The 19,242-nt window shown below is 48.1% G+C and carries 17 protein-coding genes and 1 riboswitch; all 17 genes read left to right on the forward strand.

The features are described from left to right. Window positions 1-11 precede the first annotated feature (11 nt). Window positions 12-293, forward strand: a complete 282-nt coding sequence (gene spoVG / locus AC1DLI_RS28005; protein WP_028609566.1) for a septation regulator SpoVG — start codon at window positions 12-14, stop codon at window positions 291-293. Window positions 294-597: 304 nt separating this feature from the next. Then, window positions 598-1,992: a bifunctional UDP-N-acetylglucosamine diphosphorylase/glucosamine-1-phosphate N-acetyltransferase GlmU gene (glmU, locus tag AC1DLI_RS28010; protein WP_477608004.1), complete on the forward strand. Its 1,395-nt coding sequence runs from the start codon at window positions 598-600 to the stop codon at window positions 1,990-1,992. A 343-nt stretch (window positions 1,993-2,335) separates the two neighbouring features. Further along, window positions 2,336-2,986 carry a 50S ribosomal protein L25/general stress protein Ctc gene (locus AC1DLI_RS28015; RefSeq protein ID WP_477608006.1) on the forward strand — a complete coding sequence of 217 codons (651 nt, stop codon included), beginning with the start codon at window positions 2,336-2,338 and terminating at the stop codon, window positions 2,984-2,986. Window positions 2,987-3,174: 188 nt separating this feature from the next. Continuing rightward, entirely contained in the window at window positions 3,175-3,735 is a 561-nt protein-coding gene (pth, locus tag AC1DLI_RS28020; RefSeq protein ID WP_477608008.1) for an aminoacyl-tRNA hydrolase, read from the forward strand. Window positions 3,736-3,798: 63 nt separating this feature from the next. Further along, entirely contained in the window at window positions 3,799-4,029 is a 231-nt protein-coding gene (locus tag AC1DLI_RS28025; protein ID WP_169090087.1) for an anti-sigma-F factor Fin family protein, read from the forward strand. 49 nt (window positions 4,030-4,078) lie between these two features. Next, entirely contained in the window at window positions 4,079-7,666 is a 3,588-nt protein-coding gene (gene mfd, locus AC1DLI_RS28030) for a transcription-repair coupling factor (protein WP_477608011.1), read from the forward strand. Between the two features lie 71 nt (window positions 7,667-7,737). Further along, window positions 7,738-8,808: a peptidylprolyl isomerase gene (locus tag AC1DLI_RS28035; RefSeq protein WP_477608013.1), complete on the forward strand. Its 1,071-nt coding sequence runs from the start codon at window positions 7,738-7,740 to the stop codon at window positions 8,806-8,808. Window positions 8,809-8,892: 84 nt separating this feature from the next. Next, window positions 8,893-10,479: an ABC transporter substrate-binding protein gene (locus AC1DLI_RS28040; protein ID WP_477608015.1), complete on the forward strand. Its 1,587-nt coding sequence runs from the start codon at window positions 8,893-8,895 to the stop codon at window positions 10,477-10,479. A 138-nt stretch (window positions 10,480-10,617) separates the two neighbouring features. Continuing rightward, entirely contained in the window at window positions 10,618-11,625 is a 1,008-nt protein-coding gene (locus AC1DLI_RS28045; protein ID WP_477608017.1) for an ABC transporter substrate-binding protein, read from the forward strand. A gap of 340 nt (window positions 11,626-11,965) precedes the next feature. Continuing rightward, a complete protein-coding gene (gene urtA / locus AC1DLI_RS28050; RefSeq protein WP_477608019.1) occupies window positions 11,966-13,240 on the forward strand; it encodes an urea ABC transporter substrate-binding protein in 1,275 nt (424 codons plus the stop codon). A gap of 108 nt (window positions 13,241-13,348) precedes the next feature. Next, window positions 13,349-14,254, forward strand: coding sequence for an urea ABC transporter permease subunit UrtB (gene urtB / locus AC1DLI_RS28055; protein ID WP_308998587.1), 906 nt, complete (start codon window positions 13,349-13,351; stop codon window positions 14,252-14,254). A gap of 21 nt (window positions 14,255-14,275) precedes the next feature. Next, window positions 14,276-15,358, forward strand: a complete 1,083-nt coding sequence (gene urtC / locus AC1DLI_RS28060; protein WP_477608022.1) for an urea ABC transporter permease subunit UrtC — start codon at window positions 14,276-14,278, stop codon at window positions 15,356-15,358. Then, window positions 15,330-16,103 carry an urea ABC transporter ATP-binding protein UrtD gene (gene urtD, locus AC1DLI_RS28065; protein ID WP_477608024.1) on the forward strand — a complete coding sequence of 258 codons (774 nt, stop codon included), beginning with the start codon at window positions 15,330-15,332 and terminating at the stop codon, window positions 16,101-16,103. The genes urtC and urtD overlap by 29 nt, the downstream gene beginning before the upstream one ends. Continuing rightward, window positions 16,081-16,776, forward strand: coding sequence for an urea ABC transporter ATP-binding subunit UrtE (gene urtE / locus AC1DLI_RS28070; RefSeq protein WP_477608026.1), 696 nt, complete (start codon window positions 16,081-16,083; stop codon window positions 16,774-16,776). Before urtD ends, urtE begins: the two co-directional genes overlap by 23 nt. A 193-nt stretch (window positions 16,777-16,969) precedes the next feature. Next, window positions 16,970-17,842: an SPFH domain-containing protein gene (locus AC1DLI_RS28075; protein ID WP_477608028.1), complete on the forward strand. Its 873-nt coding sequence runs from the start codon at window positions 16,970-16,972 to the stop codon at window positions 17,840-17,842. A gap of 12 nt (window positions 17,843-17,854) precedes the next feature. Continuing rightward, window positions 17,855-18,028, forward strand: coding sequence for a type II toxin-antitoxin system antitoxin (locus AC1DLI_RS28080; protein WP_477608030.1), 174 nt, complete (start codon window positions 17,855-17,857; stop codon window positions 18,026-18,028). A gap of 215 nt (window positions 18,029-18,243) precedes the next feature. Further along, window positions 18,244-18,403, forward strand: a riboswitch (guanidine-I (ykkC/yxkD leader). 47 nt (window positions 18,404-18,450) lie between these two features. Continuing rightward, complete coding sequence (locus tag AC1DLI_RS28085) at window positions 18,451-19,224, forward strand: ABC transporter ATP-binding protein (RefSeq protein ID WP_477608032.1); 774 nt, start codon at window positions 18,451-18,453, stop codon at window positions 19,222-19,224. Window positions 19,225-19,242 lie beyond the last annotated feature (18 nt).

Raw genomic sequence — 19,242 nt, forward strand, 5'->3', positions numbered from 1 at the left:
GGTGAACACAAGTGCAAATTACTGATGTCAGACTCCGCCGCGTAAATTCCGAAGGGCGTATGAAGGCTATCGCATCCATTACTATTGATAATGAATTCGTTGTTCACGATATTCGTGTCATCGACGGAAACAATGGAATGTTCGTTGCCATGCCAAGCAAGCGTACTCCGGATGGAGAATTTCGGGATATCGCTCATCCGATCTCTTCAACAACTCGGGAGAAAATCCAGGCTGCTGTTCTCGCTGAATATGAGCGCGCAGCAGAAGAAGTTGCGATTGAAGAAGGAGCTTAACCAAAGCATTTCATGATTTTGGGGTTGATTGGAGAAGGGAGCCACGGCTCTCTTTTCTTTTTTTTGCGCTAAGCGGCAGTTCTCCTATCTTGCATTCAAGAGTAATCTGTAAAATGCTTTTTTGAAGGATGAGACTGGCATATGCTGTTATCGCTTGGAAATCCAAGAACATATTCGTATAATGGAATATAATATAGCTAATATTTGTTGAGATGATGTTGGCCAATGCTGCCTGAATCAGGCATGGATTAATAGTAAGCTATACTGAAGTTATCATTCATAGACGATTTAGGGGGTCTTTTATTTGAAAGTTATGGCGATTGTGCTTGCTGCGGGACAGGGCAAGCGAATGAAATCGAAGTTATATAAAGTGCTTCATCCGGTGTGCGGCAAGCCTATGGTCGGTCATGTGCTGGGGGTTGTAAAGGAAGCAGCGGCAGAACGTTCGGTCGTTATTGTGGGACATGGAGCGGAAATGGTTAAATCGTATTTGGGTAATGACGCCGAATATGTTTTGCAAGAGCAGCAGCTCGGTACGGGTCATGCAGTACGACAGGCAGAGGCGCTTCTCGGCGGAGAAGAAGGCACGACTATCGTCATTTGCGGCGATACGCCGTTGGTGCAAGCATCTACGATCAGCGCCATGCTTGAGCTGCATAAATCCAGCGGTGCCGCAGCAACGGTATTAACGGCAGCATTCGAGGATCCGACTGGCTATGGACGCGTTATTCGCGGTCAAGACGGTACAGTCCAGCGGATCGTAGAGCAAAAGGATTGTTCACCTGAAGAGGCGGCCGTAAAGGAAATTAATACAGGTACGTATTGCTTCGATAACCAGAAGCTGTTTGCTGCGCTTGCTAAGGTAACGAGCAATAATTCACAGGGAGAATTTTATTTGACCGATGTCATCGGCATATTCCGTGAAGATGGCGAATTGGTGCAAGGCTATTGCACCACTGATCTGGCAGAAGCGATTGGCGTAAATGACCGCGTGGCCCTAGCAGAGGCTGAGCGCTTTATGCGCGATCGGATTAACCGGAACCATTTGCTAGGCGGAGTTACTCTCATAGACGCTTCATCAACCTATATTGAAGCAGACGTTCAAATTGGATCCGATACTGTCATTTATCCGGGAACCGTGCTGCGCGGTTCAACCATTATTGGCGAGGATTGCATTATAGGTCCGCAAGCGGATATCACAGACAGCTCGATTGGGAACGGCGTTACGATTAAGTATTCCGTTGTTGCAGAATCCATCGTTGGCGATACAAGCTCGGTGGGACCTTATGCGAATTTACGTCCAGGTTCGAAGCTGGGTATCGGCTGCAAAATCGGTGATTTCGTTGAACTCAAAAACGCTTCACTCGACGATGGCAGTAAAGTTTCCCATTTGAGCTACGTTGGAGACGCTAAGGTGGGTAAGGACGTTAATATCGGTTGTGGCGCGATTACGGTCAACTATGATGGTTACAATAAATTTGTGACTGAGATCGGCGACAATGCGTTTGTCGGAAGCAACGTTAACTTGATTGCCCCTGTGAAAATAGGAGACGGAGCCTATGTCGTTGCTGGTTCTACGGTAACGCATGATGTGCCTGCTGGGGACCTTGCGATAGCTCGCGAGCGTCAAGTAAATAAGCCGGGGTATGCCGATAAGATTCGGGGACGTGCCAAAGCAAAGAAAGAAAAGAAACAATAATAAGCACCAGTGTTTATATAAGATGCAGGACTGAATTCAGACTATGAATTCAGCCCTGCATCTTTTTTGCCTATATATTTATAGGTATTTCGCGAAACGAGCGAGCTATTGCCGCCAATGACGGCTACAGCTGTTTACGCTTGCTATAAATGATGCGGAAAGCAATAGATCGATTACTGCTCTGCCGCAATGCAGCTCCAAATTCGACTTTTGATGTAGGAATACAAGCAAGATGTGGCGGATAAAGTTTAATTTTTGGATGGAGTGGGTAAGTTATAGGGAAATGATTTATGAAGCTTAGTTTGATATTCAAAACTAGGTAAAACATTAGGAGGTAATCAATATGGCGATAGCTATGAACGCGGATCAACGAACTGGCACGACGAAAGGTGAGTTGCGCCAATTGCGGCTCCAAGGAAAAATACCAGGTGTTATTTACGGAAAACAGATAACGGATTCTGCGCAAGTCATTGTGGATGGCAAGGAGTTGCAGGCATTGCTGCGTTCCCATCCGAATGCGGTGCTTGAAATTAATATTCCGTCACACGGGAAGACTTCTGTGATGATCTCGGAGATACAACGCGATTCATTAAGCCGCCAGGTGCTGCATGTTGATTTTCATCAAATCAATATGAATGAGAATGTGCGGGCAAACGTACGCTTTCACACAGAAGGCGATTCGCAGGGCGTCCGTGAGGGCGGCATTCTGCAGTTAATTTTGCACGAGCTCGAGGTACAATGCTTGCCGGGCAATATCCCTGATGCTATAACGATCGATATCTCCTCATTAGAAATAGGCGGCAGCTTGCTTGTGAGCGATCTGCAGCTGCCTAAGGGTGTCGAGGTGCTTGCTGATCCGGAGCAGGTTGTGGTGACGATTCTTGCACCGCAAAAAGAGCTTACCGAGGAAGAAGCAGAAAACGCTGCCGTGGAAGCTATAGAGGCGGAATCACGCTCCAAGGAAGCACAGCTTGAAGGCATTAAGAGCCTGTAGTCACCATTTTCGAATAAGAAGTAACTTTCATGCTGCGGCGCCGTCCTTATACAGGACGGCGTTGTTTGCGGTTGATAATGTCAGCGATCGCAGCAATAAGCTTGCCTTTACCGGATATCTTCAGATGTTTACGCTTGCAACAGATTATGTTACATTTGTCCGTAAAGGTAAAGGAGTGAGAGCAAGTAATGAGGTGGATTGCAGGATTGGGGAATCCCGGTGCGGCTTATCAGAATACAAGACATAATGTCGGATTTATGGTCATTGATGAGCTGGCAAAGCGCTGGGGCATTAGCGTAACGCAAAGCAAATGTAAGGCATTAATCGGCGAGGGCAATGTGCAGGGAACCAAGGTCGTTCTCATTAAGCCGATGACATATATGAATTTGTCCGGGGAGTCCGTTCGGTCATTCTTGGACTATTTTAAGGCGGATGTTGAAGATGGAGTTATTGTCTATGATGATCTGGATACTGTAATCGGGAAGCTCAGACTTCGTTATCAAGGCAGCGCAGGCGGACATAACGGAATAAAGTCACTCATTCAGCATTTAGGCACGCAGACTTTCGACCGCGTTCGGATGGGGATCTCGCGTCCGCAGCCGGGAATGGACATCGCGGACTATGTACTCTCTACCTTTCCGAAGAGTGAACATGATTCATTATCAGCGATGATTTCAGATGCCTGTGACGCTATAGAGTTTAGATTGAAAGCGCCGTTCGAGGAGACGATGGCAAAGTTTAACCGATAATCTGTTAAATTGAGATATTGCGGGCATACTGAAGGGTATAACGACCCTTCAGGAGGCATACATATGGCTGTAAACTATATCTGTCGGCACTGCAGAACATCAATCGGGTCACTCAGCGGGTCAAATATAACCGAGCATCAGCTCGGTTTCCATTTCTTGACCCCTGAAGAACGCAGCGATATAATAGCGTATGACCCAAATGGAGATGTGACGGTAAAGGTGGTCTGCGATTATTGCCGTGAGGCGATTGACGCAAACCCAGAGCTTCATTTGGTAGCAAATCCACTTCAATGACGGTAAGTGAATAATTTGAGCCTTAGCGGTTGGCTGAGGCTTCTTTTCAATGTACAGGGAGCGATCGTATCACTCTCCGATTGTGTATAGAAACGGGGTGTCGCAAAAGTTGAAAGCGTTAATTAATGCTTTTGCCGCGGATGCGGACGTTCAGTCCGTCATATCCGGTATTCGTAAAGGCATGCGTGAACAGATGATATCTGGTCTCGCAGGCTCTTCCAGGCAGGTGCTCATTGCAGCACTGCAGGAGGATGTTGATCGTCCAATGCTCGTTGTTACCCATAACATGTTCTCTGCGCAGAAGATTGCGGAAGATTTGCAGGAATGTCTTTCTCCAGACCATGTGTTGCTATATCCCGCGAATGAGCTGGTTGCTGCCGAAGCGGCGATCTCGAGTCCCGAGACGCTTGCGCAGCGAATGGATGTGCTGATCAAGCTGTCCAAAGGCTATCGCGGGATTGTTGTCGTGCCGTTCTCTGGGGTGCGGCGTTATTTGCCTATAAGCAGCGTGATGGCTGAAGCCCAAATTGCGGTTAAAGTGGGCGATTCACTGCCGATTGATACCTTTTTGCGCCAAATGACGGCGCTCGGTTATACGAGAGCTGACCGCGTGGAATTGCGCGGAGAGATGAGCGTTCGCGGCGGTATTGTGGACTTTTATCCCTTAACGGCATCTCACGCCTACCGGATCGAATGGTTTGGAGACGATATTGACTCCATTCGTGCCTTCGATCCAGCCGATCAACGTTCTTCCGATCGATTAGAAGCTTTTGTCGTTCCGCCATGTCAGGAGCTGCTCGCTGACAGACATCGCATGGAGATTGCGGCCAATCATGCACAGCGGCTGCTTGAGAAGCAGCTTGATAAAATGACGGATCGCACGGCAAAGGACCGTCTTCGCACGGAGCTTGGCGGAGAGATCGAACGTATGCGCGAGCATGTTTATTTTCCGGAAATATATAAATATGTTTCTTTGTTATATCCAGAGCGGCAAACCATTCTCGATTATATGCCGAGTGACACGCTGCTCATACTAGACGAGCCGACACGTTTGATAGAGACGTCTAAGCAGCTGGAGCGGGATGAAGCGGAATGGTCGATGCATTTGCTGCAAAACGGCAAATCGCTGCCGGACCTTGCGTTGGCGCGCGATACGGAGGAGATCCTGCATCACCGCCCATTTCCAACACTGTTCCTGTCGTTGTTCCTGAGGCAAATCCCGCATTCGCAGCCTCAAAATATTTTGAACATGACCAGCCGTTCGATGCAAAATTTCCATGGGCAGATGAATTTGCTCAAGACCGAAATGGAGCGTTGGCATAAGACGGGCGCAACGGTCATGATGCTGGCCGGCAATGCTGAGCGTATGGAGCGCATGCGCCGTGTTCTCGATGACTACAATATTGAGCTGCCTACCCTGCTGGAGGGGAATTTGCAGTCTGGGTTTGAGCTGCCATCCGCCCATCTAGTTATTATTACAGAAGGCGAGATGTTCACGCAGAAGCAGCGCAAAGCAAGAAGAATGGATAAGAAGGTAGACAATGCCGAGCGCATTAAGAGCTACACGGAGCTCAAGGTCGGTGACTACGTCGTTCACCATAATCATGGTATCGGCAAGTATGTAGGTATCGGGACGCTCGAGATTGCAGGCATTCATAAAGATTATTTGCATATTCTTTACGCGGGCGGCGATAAGCTGTCCGTTCCAATCGAGCAAGTCGATATGATTCAGAAATATGTCGGCAACGAAGAGAGAGAGCCGAAGGTCAATAAGCTTGGCGGCAGCGAATGGACACGGGCGAAAAGTAAAGTAAAAGCTTCCGTTCAGGATATTGCTGATGATTTGATCAAGCTGTATGCCGAGCGGCAGACGGCACCAGGCTACTCCTTTGGACAAGACACCACGTATCAGAATGAATTCGAAGCGATGTTTCCTTATGATGAGACGCGTGACCAGCTTCGGGCAATTGAAGAGATTAAAAAGGATATGGAAAAAACGCAGCCGATGGATCGTCTCCTTTGCGGCGACGTGGGCTACGGCAAAACCGAGGTCGCGATTCGTGCGGCGTTCAAAGCAGCGATGGACAGCAAGCAGGTAGCGGTGCTTGTGCCGACGACGATTTTGGCACAGCAGCATTACGAGACTTTCCGCGAGCGTTTCGCGGGTTATCCGATTAATGTGCAGGTGCTCAGCCGGTTCCGTTCGCGCAAGGAACAAAATGACACGATGAAGGGGCTGAAGGCGGGAACGGTTGACGTAGTCATCGGGACGCATCGCTTGCTTTCACAGGATATTATATTTAAATCGCTTGGGCTTTTGATTGTCGATGAGGAGCAGCGCTTTGGCGTATCCCATAAGGAAAAGCTGAAAAAGCTAAAAACAAACGTCGACGTTCTTACGTTAACGGCTACCCCGATTCCGAGAACGCTGCATATGTCGATGCTCGGCGTGCGGGACTTGTCAGTTATCGAAACACCGCCTGAGAATCGTTTCCCTGTACAAACCTATGTAGTGGAATACAGCCCGTCCCTTGTTCGCGAGGCAATCGAGCGGGAGCTTGCGCGCGGCGGCCAAGTCTATTATTTATATAACCGGGTCCAAGGCATCTATCAAATGGCTGAGCAGATCAATGCGCTTGTGCCAAGTGCTAGAGTTGCAGTAGGCCATGGGCAGATGTCGGAGCAAGAGCTGGAGAAGACCATTCTCGATTTCCTGGACGGGGAGTCGGATGTGCTCGTCAGCACGAGCATTATCGAAACCGGCGTTGATATTCCAAACGTCAATACGTTAATCGTACATGATGCGGATAAAATGGGGCTCTCTCAGCTCTATCAGCTGCGCGGCCGCGTAGGGCGTTCAAACCGGATCGCTTACGCTTATTTTACGTACCAACGGGATAAGGTGCTCACTGAGGTAGCGGAAAAGCGTTTGCAATCGATCAAGGAGTTTACGGAGCTTGGATCCGGCTTCAAAATCGCAATGCGGGACCTTTCGATTCGCGGAGCGGGCAACCTGCTTGGGGCGGAGCAGCATGGCTTCATTGCTTCCGTAGGGTTTGATATGTACTCTCAAATGCTTGCTGACGAGATTGCGAAGCGTAAAGCGGAAATGAGCGGCGAAGAAATCAGGGAAGAAAAGCCGGTTAGCACCGTAATTGATGTCAGCATCGATGCTTATTTGCCTTCCGACTATATCTACGACAGCATTCAAAAAATTGAAATCTACAAAAAGGTTGCGGCCATTCGAACGTTTGAAGAGTCGGACGATGTCATTGACGAGCTAGTCGACCGCTTTGGCGATTTACCGCAGGCAGTAAGCAACTTGCTGGCAGTGGCGAGAATGAAGGTATACGGCACGATGTATGGCATTGAACAAATTAGCGGCAAGGGCGATGATATTTTACTCCGCTTCGCGGCAGCCGAGAAACGCCGCATCGATCGCAAAAAGGTCGATCAGCTCTGCCTGAAGCACGAGAACCGTTTTAAGCAGGGAAGCGACCAAGAGCCTAATCCAAGCATCCTGCTGCGGGGCAAGGGATTAAATATGGAGCAGAAGATTCATATGATCGAACAATTTTTGCAAGGCTACAAGGATACTCTCCTTTTTTCTGACCAATTGCAAAATGTGACGCCATAGACAATATTCGCTTTATATATCCCTTTTCTGATACAATACTATCAAGTTCACAATATGAAAGGGGATTCAACATGTTACACAATTCACGCAAATTGGCATGGCGCAAGGGCGCGCTGCTTATCGTGGCAGTGTTGCTAGTCATGACAATGGCGGCATGCGGCGCGAAAGAAACAGAAGTTGCAACGTATAAAGGCGGTAATGTAACAGACAAGGAATTCAACAAGTATTTGGATGTATTCACTGTTATCCAGCCTACCTATGCGCAGCTTATTGAAATTCCGCAATTTAAGGAGCAATTGCTCCAGCAGTATATTTCTTACAAAATTTTAGGCAGCCAGGCTTCCGAGGAATCCGTAAAAACGGCTAAAACAGAAGTTGAAGAACAAATGAAGCAATTCAAGGAACAGCTTAAGACGAATACCGAATTGAAAGCAGCGCTAGATGAGAAGAAATTGAAAAACAAAGACATGGAAAACTATTTGCTGCTTACTTCGAAAGTAGTCGCACATATGAATTCCCAAGTAACGGACGAGCAAATGAAAACAGAATATGAAACGAACGGCGCAGACTATGCGACGGTAACGGTTCGTCATATTTTGGTAGCGACGAAGACAACGGACGAAACTACGCAAGAAGAGAAAGAGCTTCGTACGTCGGAGGAAGCTTTGGCCCGCGCAAAAGAAGTGAAGCAAAAGCTTGAAGCAGGCGGCGATTGGGCGGCTCTTGCGAAAGAGTATTCCGATGATCCAGGCTCCAAGGAAACGGGCGGCCTTTACGCAGACAAGAAAAACGGGAGCTGGGTTGAGGAGTTTAAACAAGCAGCTTATAAACAAGAAGTTGGCGTTATCGGTGATCCGGTAGAAACAGAATACGGTTATCACGTTATTCTTGTTGAGAAGCGCGATACACCGGCATTCGATAAATTGAGCGACACCGATAAAGAAGCAGTAAAAAGCGCAGTAGCTTACACACTAATGAATAAATACATGACGGACGAGCTTCCGAAGCAAGAAATCGTTAGTAAGCTTCCTAAAGCTGAAGAGGAGACTCCTGCAGGCGATACGCCTGCAAGCGATGCTCCTGCTGGCGAAGAAACACCGGCGACTGATGCTCCTGCAACAGAAGCGCCTGCAGCAAAATAAGTGGAGCTCCAGCTCCTTAGACCCTTTAACCCTTACGTGGTTAAGGGGTTTTTTTACAGAACTATGCAGGGTAGGATTGGTGGCATGATAAAGACGAACCAGTATTTGCTAAGGCAGGCTGCAAGCATTGTATTAAAAGCCCCTGATATATCCACCGTGATGAATATCAGTGCCCCAACCATCATGATCCTTAGTGAGGGCTGCGGAATGATGACCATAAACGAGAGGGCTTTTGAGCTTAGCTTCGGTTATCTCTTGTTTGTGCATGCAGGGGCCAATGTTGAAATAACAAGCTCAAGCAATAGTAATTTTCATTTGTATGTCATTCAATTTGATCAATATAAAAGGGTTATTGACGAACGCGAGCAGCTGCTTTACCGCATTGACGGGGAGGGGCTCCCGGAAAACGGGCTTATTGCCGCACCGCGATTTGGCACTGTGCTAGGTTTATTTAAAGCGATTATTGAGGCCGGCAAACAGTCGGACGCGACTAGTAATCCATTTGAAGAGCAGCGCCTGCTGCTTGAGTTGCTACATGAGGTATTCATTGCCGGTCCTAAAATACCTTATTATAATCAAGAAACACCGATCCAGAAGGCCATTCACTATATTAAGGAAAACTACAACACCAAGCTGAACCGTCCTTTTCTGGCTCAATTAACAGGTTATCACCCACATTATTTATCGAAGCAATTCAATAGGCAAACAGGGCAAAGCATATCGGACTTTATTCTTCAGCTCCGCACGGAGAAGGCAAAGGAGCTTCTCTCTACGACAAACAGCCATATCAATGAGATAGCTGCTGCTGTAGGGTATCAGGATGCCTTGTATTTCAGCCGAAAATTCAGCCAGGCGACGGGTATGTATCCGACGGAGTTCCGCCAAACGCCAAAACGCATCGTTGCCTTTCAATATATTGGTACCCTGCTGGCATTAGGGATTACGCCAGTTGGCGTAGAATCGCGTATTTTTCATTATTCCCAGCAGCTTAAGGGTGAACTGAAAGGCGTTACGAGCTTTGAAGAATGGGATTTTAATCAAGTGCGTATGCTTCAGCCCGATATTATTGTAGCACCCAATTATTTGAGAGCAGATCAGCTCCAACAGCTGCGTGCCATTGCGCCTGTCATTTTCCAGTCCTGGGAAGAGGTTTGTCCGATTGAGCGCATTCGAATGATGGGGCAAATCCTCGGGAAGCAAAAGGAAGCGGAGTCATGGATCGTTCAATTTAATCAGATGGCCGATCAGTATAAGCGTAGGTTGAAGCAGGTATGGCAACCAGAAGAAACCGTGGCAGCCTATGAAATTGCAGATGGACAAGTTTATGTACTCGGCCGGCAAGACCGCGGGGCTTATGCTATTTATGATGTATTAGGGTTTGTACCGCCCGAAATCATACATAACAATGTGTTAAAAGCCGGAAAAAGCAGAAGAATAGCGCTCGATGAGCTGCTCGCCTATGGGGCCGATCACATGGTAGTGAGCATATATGAAGAGGATGGAATGGAGCAAACGACAAGGTTGTTGGCAAGCCAGGAGTGGAGACGGCTACCCGCTGTTCAAAATAACCGGATTCATACGATACCTGTAAATAAATGTTTCTCAAATGATGGCGTATCCTTACAAAAGCTGACGGACATGATCGCACAAGCCCTTCTTTCTTACTTTTAAAGAGGTGACAATAATCCATACAATCAGGTGACTTCTATCTATGGACGATTGCTGCAAGCATTTGATATGCTTCTAACGATAATGATTCCCATTATCAAATAAAAGTTTTATCGTCCATAGAAAAAAGGGAGGCCCACCATGTTAAAGAAGAATTCATTTGTCATGATTAGCGCGCTTATTCTCATGTTGTCAGTCCTCGTATCTGCCTGCGGCGGAACGAACAATACAAAAGGCAATAATGAAACGACGAACACGCCGGTAGCGGAGACCGAGACTCCTGCCGCAGCCGAGGAGCCGGCTGCACAGCTGCGCAGTTACGAAACGGCAAAGGGAGCCGTTGAAATTCCAACAAAGCCGCTAAGAGTGGTCACGGACTACTATGGCGGTGAGCTGCTTTCTGTCGGGGCTAACGTGGTAGGTGTAGAGCCAAGCGCCTTCGATAATCCTTTTTTGAAGGAGCAGCTTAAGGGAGCAGAGGATGTAGGTGCTCCAATCAACGTAGAGAAGGTTTTGGAGCTCAAGCCTGACTTGATTGTCGTTATGTATGACGAGAGCTATGAAGCATTGTCGAAAATTGCTCCGACGCTGCACATTCCATATGGCACTGCGACAAACATTTATGAGACTGTAAAATTATTTGGCGATATAGCCGGTGCACAAGATAAGGCTGAGCAATTTATTGATGATTTTGACAAAAAAGCAGCAGAGGGCCGTGAAAAGCTAAAGGGTGTGGTAGATGAAAATGCGACATTTGGCCTTTATGAACTGACAGACAAAGGCGAGCTTTGGATATTCGGAGATAACGCAGGCCGCGGCGGACAGGCAGTCTATAATGCCTTGAAGCTGAAAATGCCGGCGATTAACGAGAATGCTAAGGAACAAACGGTCCAATTGTCGCTTGAGGCATTGCCGGAATATGCCGCTGACTACATGTTCCTAACCACGTACGACCCTGAGAAAAAGGGCGAAGAACTCAAAAAGCTGAAGGAGTCGGGTGTTTGGAGAGGGTTGAACGCATCCAAAAACAATACGTTATTTTATAACGACTTCGACACCTATTATCGTTATGATCCCATTGCTATTATGGGGCAAATAGACCTTTTTGTTGATATGCTTGTGGAGCGGGCAGAAGAAAATAAAAAATAAGCATGCACTCGATTGGAAATCAAACTCATCTTAAGGCATTTTGCCTGGAGGTGAGTTTTTTTGTTTAGATTTAGTGTTAATTTAGTTATCATATAATACCGAAAATCCGAATATAAGAAGAAGTGGTATTCATATTATGTCAGTATACATTACATTAAATAAATGAAAATGCCCCAAAATGACCATTTTCAAGTTAAAACCTGCTCAAATTAAAATTTAGTGTAAAGTATATTGACATCCATATAATGGTCGAACTATAATAAAACCACGAACGTTGGATGGTGTTTTGGAGAGAATGTTCGGAAATAGAGACAAATATAAAGATTTGGGGAGTGGGAAGATGAAAAAGAGAATGTTTTATCAATTCAGCTTGTTGCTTGTTGCGGTAACGATCGTATTGGCAGGCTGCGGCGCCAATAACAACAAAGAGGCATCTACAAATGGAGAAACAGATAAGGCAACGAATGCCGCAAATACGGGAACAAGCGCGGAGGGGGAAATTAAAGTAGGGATCTTGCACTCGCAGAGCGGCACAATGGCGATCAGTGAGGTGTCGGTTATCGATGCGGAGATGATGGCCATTGATGAAATCAATGCGGCTGGCGGCGTTTTGGGTAAAAAAATCGTGCCTGTACTTGAGGATGGCGCATCCGATTGGCCTACATTCGCAGAGAAAGCGCGCAAGCTCATCTCTGAAGACAAAGTCGCTACTGTCTTTGGCGGGTGGACGTCTGCAAGCCGGAAGGCGATGAAGCCGGTGTTCGAGGAGTTAAACGGACTGCTCTGGTACCCGGTTCAATACGAAGGACTGGAATCATCCCCTAATATTTTCTACACAGGAGCTACGACAAACCAACAAATTGTACCTTCAGTATCGTGGCTGCTTGAAAACCGCGGCAAGAAATTTTACCTGCTTGGTTCGGATTATGTATTTCCTCGTACGGCAAACCTCGTCATTAAAGAGCAGTTGAAAGCGGAGGGCGGCGAGCTGGTTGGTGAAGAATACACGCCGCTGGGCCATACCGACTACAGTACGTTGATTAGCAAAATCAAAGAGGCTAAGCCGGATGTCGTGTATAACACTTTGAACGGCGATAGCAACGTTGCTTTCTTTAAGCAACTGAAGGATGCGGGTATTACGGCCAAGGATTTGACTACTTTGTCCGTATCAGTAGCTGAGGAAGAAATTCGCGGTATTGGCGTTGATGTGCTGGAAGGCCACTTGGCGGCGTGGAATTACTATCAAACAACGGATACGCCGGCTAACAAGACTTTCGTCGAAAACTACAAAAAGAAATACGGCGATGAGCGCGTGACCGCGGATCCGATCGAGGCTGGCTACACGGCGGTTTACCTATGGGCAGCGGCAGTTGAGAAGGCTGGCTCCATTGAAGTGGATAAAGTGAAGGAAGCTGCAAAAGAGCTGGAGTGGGAAGCTCCGGAGGGTAAAGTGAAAATTGACGGCGCTACTCAGCACATATACAAAACGGTTCGTATCGGGGAAGTGCAAGCCGACGGCCAGTTCAAGGAACTTTGGAATTCGGGTGAAGCAGTCAAGCCTGATCCATACCTGAAGGGCTATGATTGGGCGGCAAGCATTCAACCTACGGAATAATCCATAAGCAAGCTTTAGTCTACTACGCAGCAATACACGGGGGAGTATTCGGCAGCTTCGAATACTTCCCTTCTGTTTTATTGGTTTACGCTGGAAAGGAGCGGTTATATGGAAGTGTTTCTGCTGCAGCTTTTTAACGGTTTAAGTATTAGCTCCATTTTATTGCTGGTTGCCTTGGGGCTGGCCATCACCTTCGGACTGATGAAGGTCATCAATATGGCGCATGGCGAGCTCATTATGATTGGCGCTTACTCCACGTACCTCACGCAAAATCTATTTCAAGATTATTTGCCGAAATCGATGTTTGATTGGTATTTCGTACTGGCTGTACCGGTTAGCTTTATCATTGCCTTTCTATTTGGACTCATTTTAGAAATGTCGCTTATTCGCTTCTTATATGGCCGTCCGTTAGATAGTTTGCTTGCGACCTGGGGCGTTGGACTCGTGCTGCAGCAGCTGGCAAGGTCGATCTTCGGAGCGCCGAACGTAGCGGTAACGAGCCCGGCTTGGCTCAATGGCGGATTGAAAATTATGGATGGCACTCTGCTTCCTTACAAACGGATATTTATTATCGCACTTGTTATTGCTTGTTTGGTGGCGATGTACTTCTATATTTACCGCAGCCATGAGGGAAGAAGGATGCGGGCGGTTATGCAAAATCGCGACATGGCCTCATGCCTAGGGGTATCGACGCGGCGCGTTGATGCGATGACCTTTGCAATTGGTTCCGGTATTGCCGGCATTGCCGGCTGTGCGCTGACGCTGCTCGGGCCGATAGGCCCATCACTAGGCACATACTATATCGTTGATGCATTTATGGTGGTTGTGCTAGGTGGAGTCGGTAAGCTTGTTGGAACCGTGCTTGGGGCAACGGGGATTGGCATGTTCAATACCTTGTTTGAGTATTGGACGAATGCTTCGCTTGGCAAGGTGCTTGTGTTTGTCTGTATAGTCGCATTCCTGCAATGGAAGCCTATGGGACTTGTTGCCATGCGTTCGCGTTCGCTTGATTAGGATAAGAAAGGTGGGATGCTCATGCGATTGCAAAAATTCACGCCACAGCGTATTTGGATATTAATCGGATACGCAGCTGCAGCTGCGGCGCTATTCTCTGCACCGCTTTTCGTAAGCGACTTTCGGCTTAATTTGCTCGCGAAATTTCTAGCCTTTGCCATCGTGGCGTTGGGGCTTGACCTTATATGGGGCTTTACCGGCATATTGAGCTTGGGGCATGGTATTTTCTTTGGACTCGGCGCCTATGCCATGGCCATGTATTTGAAGCTTGAAGCAAGCGGAGGGAAGCCGCCCGATTTTATGGGGTGGAGCGGATTGAAGGAGCTTCCGTTATTTTGGCAGCCGTTTCAAAGCTTCTGGTTTGCGGCGGCAATGGGAATTGCCATACCGGCTCTGCTCGCGCTGGTGCTCGGCTATTTCACCTTCCGTAACCGAATTCGCGGTGTTTACTTTACGATTTTGACGCAAGCGCTGGTTATTATCACGACAACGCTTCTGATCGGTCAGCAAGCTTTCACGGGCGGTACAAACGGAATTACGGGTTATTCCACCGTGCTTGGTTTTTCGATAGGATCACCGGAAACCAAAAGAGCGTTGTATTACATTACGGTCGTCGCACTCATTGCGATCTTCGTTTTTTGCAGATATGTGATCGGCAGCCGCTTTGGCAAGGTGCTGCGCGCCATCCGAGACGGAGAGAACCGTGTTCGCTTTATCGGCTATAATCCGGCGGTCTACCAAATGGTCGTGTTTACGATTTCAGCGGGTATCGCTGGCATAGCGGGAATGTTGTTCGTACTCCATGTTGGTATTATTTCACCGTCAATGCTGGGTATCGTGCCATCCATCGAAATGGTGCTATGGGTAGCCATTGGCGGACGCGGAACGCTTGTCGGAGCCGCTCTTGGCGCTATTTTGATGAACTGGGCAAAAAGTGAGTTCAGTACAGCCTATCCGCAGGGCTGGCTGTTCTTTATGGGCTTGCTGTTCGTTATCGTTGTTGTCTTTATGCCGAAAGGTGTGGCCGGTTTGGTTAGTCAATTGAAATTACGCAAAAAGAGGAGGGAGCCGAATCATGAAGGAGTCCGCAATCCTGCTGTGTGATGATGTGACGGTTGAATTCGACGGCTTTAAAGCGGTACAAGGGATGAACCTGAAGCTGGAGAAGGGTGAGCTTCGGTTTCTTATTGGTCCGAACGGAGCGGGTAAAACGACGATTTTGGATGTCATTTGCGGAAAAGTAAGGCCGACCGGGGGGCGCGTGACCTTCGGCAAGGTGGATATAACGAAAAAGAAGGAGCATCAAATTGCCGAGCTTGGCATTGGCCGCAAGTTCCAGGCGCCTTCCATATTCCCGTCCATGTCAGTGGCTGAGAATTTGGAAATCGCGATGCGCCAGAAGCGCAACGTATTTGCTACCCTCTTTGCCAAAATGGCGGAGGAGGAACGTGCAAGAATCGACGCRCAGCTCACCATGATCGGTTTGCAACAGAAAGCGGATTGGCGGGCAGGCGGCTTGTCGCACGGAGAGAAGCAGTGGCTGGAGATCGGCATGATGCTGCTTCAGGAACCGGAAATTTTGCTTCTCGATGAGCCGGTGGCGGGGATGACGGATAAAGAAACGGATAAGACGGGCGAACTGCTTCATCAGATTGCACGCAAGCGTTCAATCGTTGTCGTGGAGCATGATATGGAGTTTGTTCGGAATTTCGCAAGCAAGGTCACGGTCATGCACGAAGGGAAATTGCTGAAGGAAGGCTCGATGGACGAGATCCAGCGGGATGATCGTGTAGCGGAAGTGTATTTGGGGAAAAGGCGGGATGCCGATGTTAGCCGTTCAACAGCTTGAAGCCGGTTATGGCGAAAGTGTTATTTTGCGCGATGTATCTCTGAAGGTGAAGCAGGGGCAGGTAGTCTGCCTGCTGGGACGTAACGGCGTAGGCAAGACAACGCTGATGAAAAGCATTATGGGACTGCTGAAGGCGCGTGAAGGTTCAGTATCTTACAATGGCTTGGATTTAACCAAGAAGGCGCCTGGGCTGCGGGCAAAGAGCGGGATTGGTTATGTGCCTCAGGGCCGCGAAATATTTGCGCAGCTCTCGGTTTATGAGAATTTGCTGCTTGGCCTAGAGGCCTCACGGGTGAAGATGTCTGCTGTGCCGGAGGAAGCGATTGCGAAATTTCCTGTGCTGCCGGCAATGTATACGCGCCGGGGAGGCGATCTGAGCGGCGGACAGCAGCAGCAGCTTGCATTCGCAAGGGCGCTTGCTTCCAAGCCGGAGGTGCTGCTGCTGGATGAGCCTTGCGAAGGTATACAGCCCTCTATCGTAGACGATATACGTGATGTCATTCGTTCGATTAAAGCCGATGGCAAGACAGCGATCCTGCTGGTAGAACAGAGTCTTGATTTTGTGAAGAGTGTAGGCGATTATTTCTATGTGCTGGAGAAGGGTGCCATTGCTTGGGAAGGCGGCTTGGAGTCGCTGGATGATGAAGTTATCCGTAAATATTTGATCGTTTAGAAGAGCAGTTATTGCAAATGCAAAAGCGCCCCTAAGGGAAAAGGCGCTTTTTTGCTGTGTCCGCCGATCTTCATAGCAAGCCTTCGGGTTTATAAATTCATTGGGCAAATCTACAATTGCTTATTATTGTAAAAAGTGATATCATTTTTATATCATAATAATATAACTAATGGCTGTTGAAGGGGCGAGGTTCATGAACGAAAAGAAGGCTTGGTACGTAAGCGGGTATTTAGCGCTGTTATTTTCTTTGGTAGCGGCTGCCGGCGGCGCGTTTTTGATCATTTACGGGGCATCCAAAGACATTGTGTCGCCGTTTGCAATCGGCGCTGGCATCTTTTTGGTGCTTTTAGCCGCAATCTGTATGTCCTCTCTTATGATCGTACAGCCTAATGAGGCGAAGGTTGTGACGTTTTTCGGTACGTATATGGGTTCTGTGCTTGAGAGCGGCCTATGGATGGTGCTGCCGCTAACGAACAAAACAAACATCTCGTTGAAGGTGCGCAATTTTAACAGTCAGACGTTGAAGGTGAATGACGCGGAAGGGAATCCTGTCGAAATTGGTGCGGTTGTTGTGTTTAAGGTGATGGATACAGCAAGAGCGAGCTATGATGTCGATAACTATGAGCGGTTTGTTGAAATACAGAGCGAGACGGCTGTTCGGCATATTGCGGCACAATATCCATATGACGTGTTTTCCGATGATGTTGCCTTGTCGTTAAGAGGGAATGCGGATGAGGTGGCGGCTGAACTTAACCGTGAGCTGCAGAACCGTCTCGCGGTTGCAGGGGTTAAGGTGCTTGAGACACGTCTGACGCATTTAGCCTATGCGCAGGAAATTGCAAGCGCGATGCTTCAGCGCCAGCAGGCGATTGCAATCGTAGCAGCGCGCTCGAAGATTGTGGAAGGCGCGGTTGGGATGGTCGATATGGCGCTCCGCCAGCTTGAGGAAAACGGAATCAGTCTTGATGATGAACGCCGGGCGGCAATGGTGAACAACTTAATGGTAGCGATCGTGTCCGATCGTGCCGCAACTCCTGTTATTAATACAGGAACGCTGTACGGCTAGAGGCTGATTATTATGGCAAAAGAAAAGAAAGCATTTCCGCTTCGATTGGACCCTGACATTCATCGTGCGCTTGAGCAATGGGCGGCTGATGAGTTTCGCAGCGTCAATGGGCACATTGAATTTTTGCTGAGAGAAGCGTTGGGCAAGGCGGGCAGGCTAAAACGGCCTAACAAAGAAGAGGAATGATATCATTCCGATGGTGATGGTGTAAGTGATTGCGGGCGGTTGTCGAGCTATAGTCGATGGCCGCTTTTTTTGCTGTTTAAGCTTTGTGAATTAATGTATGTAATAAAACCTTACATAGCAATTGACAGATACGTACATTCCGCACTATACTACGAATTAACGTTAGGTTTTATCACAATTAAATATCGGCTTTCACAAGCAGTTCGTCGTGAGAGCAATAAGCCGTCTAGGGTTCCGTTTGAATCTTTTGCAGCGCATCGCGATCAGCGGGCGGGCAAATGCATTTGAGTTCTGGTCCGAGAGATGGCGTATAGCAAGCGGCTGCCTTATGGGCTCCCAGGCTGTATAACACGGAAGGATAAAAGCCTGGGAGATTCTCTCCCGGGCTTTTCATATTTTAAAAAAATGTTGGGAGTGATCCTATGCTGGCCGCAAAATCAACGAATGGAACCATTAAAATTGAGGGATTGCAAAAGGTATACGAATCGAAAAAAAGCCGGTTTGAGGCGCTTCAAGGCATCGATTTGACCATCGGACAAAATGAATTTCTTACGATTGTAGGCCCCTCCGGCTGCGGAAAGTCGACTCTGCTTCGAATGGTGGCAGGTCTCGATGAACCAAGCGGCGGATCACTTCAGGTAGACGGAGAGGATATTATTGGTCCAGGCGCCGATCGCGGCATGGTGTTTCAAGGCTATACCCTGTTTCCTTGGTTAACCGTGCGCGAGAATATTGAATACGGGTTGAAGCTTAAGGGCGTGCCCATTCTGGAGCGCCGGAAAATTTCGAATTATTTTCTTAAGGTCATTCGGCTTGAATCCTTCGATAAAGCTTATCCGAAGCAGCTGTCGGGCGGCATGAAGCAGCGGGTTGCCATCGCGCGTGCGCTTGCTAACCGGCCAAAAGTTCTTTTGATGGATGAACCGTTCGGAGCGCTTGATGCGCAGACGAAGCTGGAAATGCAGGAAATGCTGCTAGAGGTATGGGAGAAGGAGAAAACGACGGTTCTGTTCATTACACATGATATCGATGAGGCCATATTCCTATCGCAGCGGATTGTCGTCATGGGAGCGGGTCCCGGGCGTATTTTAAAGGAATTCCGCGTAGAGCTTCCAGAAGGTCGAACGCCGGAGGTCCGCGAGCATCCTGATTTTCTATCCTTAAAACGTGAGCTGGCACAGCTGCTTAAGCATTAACATAATGGCTGCCATTTT

The sequence above is a fragment of the Paenibacillus sp. 01T443 genome (assembly GCF_056398325.1).